The 8,640-nt window shown below is 45.1% G+C and carries 7 protein-coding genes; 3 read left to right on the forward strand and 4 right to left on the reverse strand.

The genetic code is table 11. The features are described from left to right. Both H6S82_RS09980 and H6S82_RS09985 read left to right on the forward strand, forming a co-directional pair. Positions 1–860 (forward strand): polysaccharide deacetylase family protein (locus tag H6S82_RS09980; RefSeq protein ID WP_242056889.1); only part of this gene is annotated, 860 nt, incomplete at its 5' end. A gap of 76 nt (positions 861–936) precedes the next feature. Beyond that, positions 937–1,194 carry a hypothetical protein gene (locus H6S82_RS09985; protein ID WP_190464946.1) on the forward strand — a complete coding sequence of 86 codons (258 nt, stop codon included), beginning with the start codon at positions 937–939 and terminating at the stop codon, positions 1,192–1,194. 43 nt (positions 1,195–1,237) lie between these two features. On the opposite strand, the gene H6S82_RS09990 is transcribed toward H6S82_RS09985, so the two are convergent. Further along, on the reverse strand, positions 1,238–2,608 hold the full coding sequence (locus H6S82_RS09990) for a GTP-binding protein (RefSeq protein ID WP_190464945.1): 1,371 nt from the start codon (positions 2,606–2,608) through the stop codon (positions 1,238–1,240). A 196-nt stretch (positions 2,609–2,804) separates the two neighbouring features. Here H6S82_RS09990 and H6S82_RS09995 point away from each other — a divergent pair, with 196 nt between their 5' ends. Beyond that, on the forward strand, positions 2,805–3,023 hold the full coding sequence (locus H6S82_RS09995; protein WP_206756627.1) for a hypothetical protein: 219 nt from the start codon (positions 2,805–2,807) through the stop codon (positions 3,021–3,023). Between the two features lie 84 nt (positions 3,024–3,107). On the opposite strand, the gene H6S82_RS10000 is transcribed toward H6S82_RS09995, so the two are convergent. From H6S82_RS10000 to H6S82_RS10010, 3 genes are all read right to left on the reverse strand, one after another. Then, the gene (locus H6S82_RS10000) at positions 3,108–3,347 is read right to left on the reverse strand and encodes a hypothetical protein (protein WP_190464944.1); all 240 of its coding nucleotides are present in this window, start codon (positions 3,345–3,347) and stop codon (positions 3,108–3,110) included. A gap of 117 nt (positions 3,348–3,464) precedes the next feature. Then, positions 3,465–7,229, reverse strand: a complete 3,765-nt coding sequence (ftsZ, locus tag H6S82_RS34320) for a cell division protein FtsZ (RefSeq protein ID WP_347339481.1) — start codon at positions 7,227–7,229, stop codon at positions 3,465–3,467. A 14-nt stretch (positions 7,230–7,243) separates the two neighbouring features. Next, positions 7,244–8,640 (reverse strand): DUF697 domain-containing protein (locus tag H6S82_RS10010; protein ID WP_191056185.1); only part of this gene is annotated, 1,397 nt, incomplete at its 5' end.

Genomic DNA, 8,640 nt, shown 5'->3' on the forward strand with positions numbered 1-8,640 from the left:
TTAAAAATTTTCCGTTCGGAATTTTTATCGCTACTGTAGCCAGTATATTTACTATATGGTTAATTCTAAATTTCTTAACACCAAAAATTCCTATTTTTGGCTTTCATAGCATTATTGATATTGAAAATCCCAGTGAAAAGCGTCTTCAAGGGAGTCCTTTGCCTGAAATAGATTACACCAAGCAAGATTTGAGCGAGTTTTTAGATTATTTAGTTCGCCACAATTTTTGGTTCCTTTCAACTCAAGATATGTATGACTATTTTATTGTTAAATTTAAGCAGATTCCCCCGGAACATCTCGGTCAAAAGCCAATTATGATCACCTTTGACGATTCCTATAAAACTTTTTATACAAATTTGCTCCCTGTTTTGCGCGATTTGGAAAATAAATACGGTAAAAAAGTTAAAGTAGTTTTGTTTATTAACCCAGGTATTCTGGCAAAGGGGGAAAGTAAAACTGCCTACAACCTCACTTGTAGAAATTTGAGGAAAGGGTTCCTAAAGGGTTTTTACGATATTCAATCTCACGGACACAGACATAAAAAATTAACTGAATTAAATACAGACGAATTGATTTACGAAATTGCCGAAGCACAAGTCAAATTAAGAAGGTGTACTCAAGACTTAGACCCAAATAAAACAGTGGCGTCTCACATAGCATATCCCTATGGCGCTTCTAATAAAAAAGTAGAAGAGTATGTTTCTAAGTACTATCTATCGGGGTATTTGTACAACAGCAGAATGTTTAAAATAGGTTGGTTGAGAAGCAATTATCAGATACCTCGGTTGAGCGTAAATCACAGTAAAAGTACCCAGAAACTGATCCAAATGGCGGAAAGGGCTTTGACGATTAAAAATTAAAAATTGAAAACAAAAAAGATTTTTCGGTACGAGCCGTGCTAGAAAGAAAAGTATAGCTCCCACAGAGGTTCACACCATGAATACTGAAGAACAAGCTAGGGAACGGATGGCGCAGCAGCGTCAAGAAAGCCAACACGTTCAGGATGTGATGTTGAGTCGTGCTGAAACAGAGGCAAATAACTTGGCCAACTCCAGCACTGAGGAACAAGCGCGACAGCAAATGGCGCAGCAGCGTCAAGAAAGCCAACACGTTCAGGATGCGATGTTGAGTCGCGCCGAGGCTGAATTAGGGATGGCTAGCGATTCTGCTGACTCTTCACAAATACAATCTTAAAAGTCAAAAGGCAGAAAAAACAGGGGATAAAGGGGACAAAGATTTATTGCTGCAATTCCTGGCGCAGGCGATACAGAATCGTACTGGGTTCCACTTGCGTGAGAATTTCTTGTATAACTGTGTTTGGCCCTAATTGTCCCCAGGTGCAACCTTGCTCTAAATATATCTGGGCGGCGCGTCCGACTGCGTAAGCACCATAACCGGCGACACCTGCTTGGGCGATCGCAGCTCCTCCATATGCTGTAAAATTAGTTGGGTTTTCACCGCCAGCAACAGCAGCCGCACTCTTGCCAAATCCCAACAGCAAACTGCTACCCAATTCACCCAACAGCAAACCACCAGCACTCAAAAGTATTGTTTTTAATAATTTGCCAGCCTCGTAACTGGTCATGGGCAAATTATACAGTCGCGCCAACTCGCGGATGAGCGCTAAATCGGCGATTGTTCCGCCCAGGATATCTAAAACAGCGATCGGATTGAGAGCGACAGCGAGAGCTTTATACTTGGTAAACTGCCAAATCAACTTTTCGGCGTCTGTGTTGCGTAATGTCAAGATTTTACTGGCCATAGCAGTCTCCGCTTCTCTAGCCTGAACTAAAGCGTTGAGGGCTAGGAGCGATCGGCCTTCTCTATTTAGAATAGCGAGAATTTTTTCCTTTAACTCATCTATCTGCGCTGACGGCGATTCCCACTCATAACTAACTTTACCATCCGGCCACTCCACCCGCACCTGCACTGCTGCCGGTTCCGCCGCCACCATCACGATTTCATCTGGAGATAGTAACTGTTGCAGACGCCTACCACCGCTGCTACCGGCACCCAGTTGTTGCAAATTCTGATAAATTGCTTGCCTATCTTGGTCTGGATAAAGGTCAATTTTGTTAAATACCAAAATTATCGGCTTTTGCGCTTGTCGCAGTTCGCATAACGCTTGATACTCCGTGCGCGTGATATCGCCAGCGACGACAAACAAAATCAAATCTGCTTGCCGCGCCACTTCCTGCGCCATTTTCGCCCGCGCTTGTCCCTCAATTTCATCCAATCCCGGTGTATCGATTAATTCCACCTGTACCTTGCCACCGCTGTCGGGTGTCCACCGCACAGAACGGGGCCACTGGGTAACGCCGTGGAGTGGCCCGGTTTGCAGGATTTTTTGGCCCAGCAAGGCGTTCAAAACTGCTGATTTGCCGCGACTGACCAAACCGAAAGCGGCAATGCGAATCACGCCTTGGTCTAATTTTTGCAGGCTATTCGTCAAAGTCTCCATTTCCGATCGCAACGCCGCCCGGATTTTGGGGGAATATCCAGATACGGCGCGTCGGATACTGGAACGGGCCTGGTTGAAGTGGGATTCTTGTCGGCTGCTGCGACGTGCAGCTTCTGATTTAGTTTGGGAGGATTGCGGATTGCTCAAGGTTAGACAGGGAAGGAGAGCCTACAAATCTATTTTGATCTAATCTCAAACTTTTGAGTTGGACATTTTACACTAGACGTAAGGTTTGTCCAAGTGGGGAATGCAAACGATATCGGGAAATTCAACAAAAATATATTCTGACTTAAATAGAAAGTTTACCGTAAAAGCTTAAAATGTAATCCAAGTGCGATCGCACTTGGATTACTCACAAAGAAAAAAGATTATTTCACCATCACAGAAGCGGCGACCTTATTATTTAAAAGCCGCAGGTTTTCGGTTTAATTTACAGGCTTATCAAGTCAGTCTGACTATTTCTAAATGGTTGTATTTTTCACCATCTAGAAGTTTCATTGGCTCTCCCGTACACAGTGCGATCGGTAAAACTTATGATTTGAACACAGAGCTTACTATGTAAGGCTTTTGCGTCGCCCCATGCCCTATGCCTATTTCGTAAAAACCGAAATTTGCACGCTGAAAAGTGCGGAAGAGCCGAAACTTTTTAACGAGAGTCAGTTCCTTGATTGGGAGCGCCAACCACCTTGACATTACCGCCAGCAGCTTCAGGTTCTGCGCCAGAACGGACTTCTGTACCGGATTCTTGACCGGTCATGCGATATCTTTCATCGACGGGAGTGTCACCCTCTTCTGTGGTTGGTATAGTTGTTTGGGTTCCAGGGTTATCTTGAGGGTCATTAAGATACTGATCTTGGCGATTGTCTTGAGGATTATTTGGTGTCATAATTTCCACTCTCTTAAAACGTTCTTCTCTAAGAATAGTGTTCGGTTTTTCGCAGGTATTCTATCCTCAGACATGACTAGCCCTATAACTTGAGGAGGAAATTGTACTTTGGTATTATCAACGTCCCGCCAATCCAGTCGCAATCAGGGTTACTCTCACTTCATCTTGCAGCCGATCGTCTATGTCTGCGCCAAACATTATATTAGCTTTAGCATTGAGATATTCATTGATTGTTTCCGCCGCCGTATTCACTTCTTGCAAGCTCATATCGCTACTTCCCTTTATATGAAAAATAACGGTTTTTGCTTCTTTAATCGAGCCACTCAATAAGGGAGAAGAAATTGCTGCCATAGCTGCCGATTTTGCTCTCGATTTTCCGGAACCTTGCCCAATTCCTATTTGTGCTATTCCAGAAGATGCGATCGCCTTTCGCAAATTGCCAAAATCCACATTCACTAAACCCGGTACATTGATAATATCGGAAATTGCTTCCACCGCCTGACACAACAAATCATCCACAACTCGAAACGCTTCTTTTATCGGCGTCCATTCTGAGATCGTCGTTAAAACTTTATCGATGGTAATCGCAATCAAAACGTCCGCTTTGTTCTGCAAATCTGCAATGCCTTCATTTGCTTTTTCGATGCGGCGTCGCCCTTCATGAACGAAAGGAAGCGTGACAATTCCTACTGTTAAAGCACCTTTTTCTTTAGCAATTTCTGCTATAATTGGTGCAGCGCCTGTGCCCGTACCGCCTCCCATTCCAGCCACAATAAATACTATATCGGATTGCTCGATCGCAGCTGCTATCTCCTGACGCGATTCTTTTGCGGCTTGTTCCCCAGTAGTTGGATCGGCACCAGCACTCATTCCTTGTGTCAAATTTTGTCCGATTTGCAAAATGTTGGGGGCAAATGATTGCGCTAATTCCTGAGCATCAGTGTTTATACACAAAAATTCAACACCTATGAGGCGGCTAGCCATTGCGCGGTTGATCGCTTTTTCGCCCGCTCCACCCACACCAATTACCTTGATTTTGATGTGAGGCCAATCTTCAATTTGGGGAGGCTGTATTGCGGCGAGTGCTTCCGATAAATTTGCGATCGCTTCCACTTCCGGTCTGGAACTAAACTGTTGGTTTAGATCATTCAGACCGGAACGCAAATTAATAATTTCCCCTTGCAATTGTTGATTTAGCTGGTCAATTGCGCTGTTGGTATTTTGTTGTATTTCTGCTAGCGCTGCTGCTTCCGATTTATCGCTCACTTGTTCGACCAAATCATCTATCTGAAAGCGCAGATTACCTATTTCTCCTTGCAGTTGTTCGTTTAAAAGGGCGATCGCGCTTTGACTTTCCTGTCTTATTTCTGCTACCTCGACTTCTTCCGATTTGTTGCTTAATTGGTCGGTCAAGTCATCTATTTGCGAGCGCAGATTTCCAATTTCTCCTTGCAATTGTTGGTTTAGCAGTGCGATCGCGCTTTTGCTTTCTTGTCTTACTTCTACTACCTCGACTTCTTCTGATTTGTTGCTTAATTGGTCGGTCAAGTCATCTATTTGCGAGCGCAGATTTCCAATTTCTCCTTGCAATTGTTGGTTTAATAGTGCGATCGCACTGCTACTTTCCTGTTGCATTTCTGCTATTACCGCCACTTCCGGTCTAGCAGCTAACTGTTCGGATATGTCATCGATTTGCACCCGCAGATTACTTATTTCTCCCTGTAATTGTCGATTTAATTGCTCTATTGCTCTCCGAGTTTCTTGTTGCACTTGAGTCAGCGCAGTTATTTCCGTTCTATCGCTAAATTTCTGATTTAGAGCATCAAGTTGAGCCCGGAAATTTGTTATTTCCGCTTGCATTTTAACTAACTGAGCGATCGCATTATTTGTTTCTTCTCGCACCTGGGGAAGCGCTTCTATTTCCGGGCGAGAATTGAAATTTCGAGTCAGCGCATCAAACTGACGGCGCACAGACAGGATTTCTACTTGGATTTGACGAAAATGGGCGATCGTGCTGCTCATTCCCTGCTGCACCTGTGGCAGTAATTCCGCTTCTGGTCTTGAGTTGAACTGTTGAACTAAATTCTCCAATTGAGACCGCCAATTTGCCAGTTCTGTTTCTACTTGATTCAATCGTTCGATCTCAGTGCTAGTTTCCTGTTCCGGCTGCGCCAGTACTTCTATTTCCCCTCTGCTGTTAAAGTTTTCAATTAAATTTTCTAACTGAGTGCGGAAAGCAGCTATTTCTGCTTGCATTGCACTGACTCGATCGCTGGCGCTGTTAGTATCCGCCGACATCTGCGGCAGTATTTCTATTTCCCTGCTGCTGTTAAAGTTTTCAACTAAATTTTCTAACTGAGTGCGGAAGGCAGCTATTTCTGCTTGCATTGCACTGACTCGATCGCTTGCCGTTCTCATGTCCGCCTGCATCTGCGGCAGTACTTCTATTTCCCTTCTGCTGTTAAAGTTTTCAATCAGATTTTCCAACTGAGTGCGGAAAGAAACTATTTCTCCTTCCATTTGACGCACTCGATCGCTTGCCGTTCTTATTTCTGCCTGCATCTGCGGCAGTGCTTCTATCTTTGTATCTTCTGTGCTATTGAGATTTTGAGTTATATTCTCGAACTGACGACTCAAGAAAACAATTTCTGCTTCCATTTTACGCATTTGAGCGCTGGCGCTACTGATTTCCTGCTGAATTTGTGGTAGACCTTCTACCTCCGGTCCTGCGCTCAACTGTTGAGTTAAAATTTCCACTTGTTCGCTTAAAGAAGCGAGATGATTTTGTGTTATTTGATGTAATTGTTCGCTTGTGCGATCGATTTCCTGCCGCATTTGTGGCAGAGCTTCTAATTCCGGGCGACTTCTAAATTGTCGAGTTAAATTCTCCAATTGCAAGCGCAAATTAGTAATATCTTCTTCTAGCCGCTTTGCGATCGCGCTTTCTTCTCCCACCTGCGGCGGTGCAGGCGTTTCCGGACGAGCGCTCAACTGTTCGGATAGAGCATCCAAACGCAGACGTATATTTGCAATATCTTCTTCTATAGCAGAGCGATCGGAAAGAAGTAACATCACCGCATTCAACTCTTCTGTTATGCCTGCGATTTCTTCTATTTCCGGTCGCTTTTGGAACTGTTGCGCTAATTCCTCTTGTCCTTCGGCTAGCGATTGCGTAAAGTTTTCTAACTTAGAAAGAGATTGCCCGATCGTATTTAAAGTTTGCTCCGGTAGCGCTTCAACTTGCTGATGCAGAGATTCAAAAATGTGATACAGCTGAGTAATAGCACTGCTGGTATCTTGCTGCATCTTTGCCAGTCCAGCTACCTCCGGTCTGGAGTCAAACTGTTCGTTTAACTCCTCCAATTGAGCGTGCAGATTGGTTATTTCTCTTTCTATTCCGGTCAAGTCAACTGCTTCTGGAATTGGCAAATTGTCGATCCGCAATCCCAAAACAGTCAGTTGCTCTCTGAATTGCTCTGTTAATAGTTGCAGTGACTTTTCCAGTTGTTGAATTGCTTGCGTTTCGGATCGCGCTTGAAACTGTTCGCTTAACTCCTGCTGTCGATTAGTTAGCGTCTGAGTTAAATTTTCCAATTCAGACAGAGACTGGGAAATAGGACTCAAGGTTTGGTCTGGCAGCGCTTGGACTTCCTGATGCAGAGACCTTACAGTTTGATGCAGCTCGCCGATCGCACTGCTGGTGTCCTGGTACATCTCCTGCTGCAATCGCTGTCGGTTAATCGTATTTAATGATAGCGCTACCGTCAGGGGTGCGGCAGCCGCAGCTACCTGACCGGTAACGCCAGCAGCGACGGTTCCCACAGCTGAGGCGGCAATGGAGATGTATTCAGTTATTTGTAGCCAATTACGCTGCGTAGACATTTTTCACACACCCACTAACCGCTAACAACTGCCTCGGAACTGGTGATTTGAGGCAACGGCGCTTCTGGCATCAAACGCCCGACTGCTTGCTTGACAAACGATTGCCAGAATGCCATTCTTTGATTTTGCTGAAATACTCTTTGTACTGTCTCGCGCAGGCGATCGAGTTTCAGAGAATTCTCCCCTTCCACAGTAACAGCATCCTGCTCCTGGAAATACTCGATTAAGCTAAGTCCTGCCAACCGAGTCAAGTAGGCGGCGCTGACTCCCTGCACCAAACCACCTGCAACATAAGTAATTGTGTTGCTTTTGAGGATTGTGGTAATTGTTTGGGTAGAAAGTTCCACCAAACCGAGTTTCAGCATTAAGCTTCCCATTGCTGCGGCTACAGTTTTCGCTTGTTCGAGGGAAAACTTTTGTCGATAAATATTGCTCAACTCTAAAATTAATTGAGCGTCGATCGCACCCGTCGCCACTAAGTCGAGTGCGGGTATGGGGATAGCAAAAGCTGTCGCTGCTGCGATCCACTGATATTGTTCGATCGCAGGTAAAGCGCGATCGCGTCTGATTTCATTCAACACCGATTTGGCTTCTGCTTTCAAAGCCATTGCTTGCCGCCAAGTTGTTGCCCACACCAACTGTTGATTTTGCTGCGCTACAATTTGGCTTAAGCGATCGGTTAGTGCTGTTATCTCCGGTACTGATTCTTCCAACCACTCCTGCACCGATCCATCTGTTTGATGCTGTCGCACTTTAATCGCTTTCGGAGATGCCGCGATCGCCACTACATCATTTGTTTCCAGCAATAACATCGTCCTTTGCTGTAGCTTTTGCAACACGACTTCTCGTTCTTCCGGTAAATACCGATCTTCTTGATTGAAGACAAGAACAGTGCGCTGGTTAGCTGCTTTTAGCTGCTGCAAAGTTTGATATTCTGGCTCTGTTAAATCGCCACAGGTAACAAATAATACTAAGTCCGCAGCGAGTGCCCTTGCGATTGCATCTTTCTCTGCGGTCAAACCGGCTTCATCAAGAGCGAACAATGTCGCTGTTTCTTGCAAAGTCACAGTTTGCGCGATTTGAGAAACCCAGTTCGACTGCAAAACTTGAATCAAAGTAGTTTTGCCTACCGCCTTGCCACCCGTCACCGCCAAGCTTATCTTTTTTCGGTCTAATTCTGCCGTCAGTTCGGCGGCTTTTTGACGCAGTTGGGAGATCGCATTGCACTGAGCTGCTTCTGATTCCACGAGAGCGATCGCGCTTTCTGCTTGGGCGATCGCTTTTTCTGCGGTCGATCGCTCCACCATCGGTAAGTCTAGCTGTAACTGGGTTTTTTTGGGTTCTTTTTTCTGCAATAGCAGTAAACCTCCGAGTGCGATCGCACCCAGTATACCAACTTCATCCATCTGCC

It is taken from the genome of Planktothrix sp. FACHB-1355 (genome assembly GCF_014748295.1).
GTDB lineage: Bacteria > Cyanobacteriota > Cyanobacteriia > Cyanobacteriales > Aerosakkonemataceae > Aerosakkonema > Aerosakkonema funiforme_A.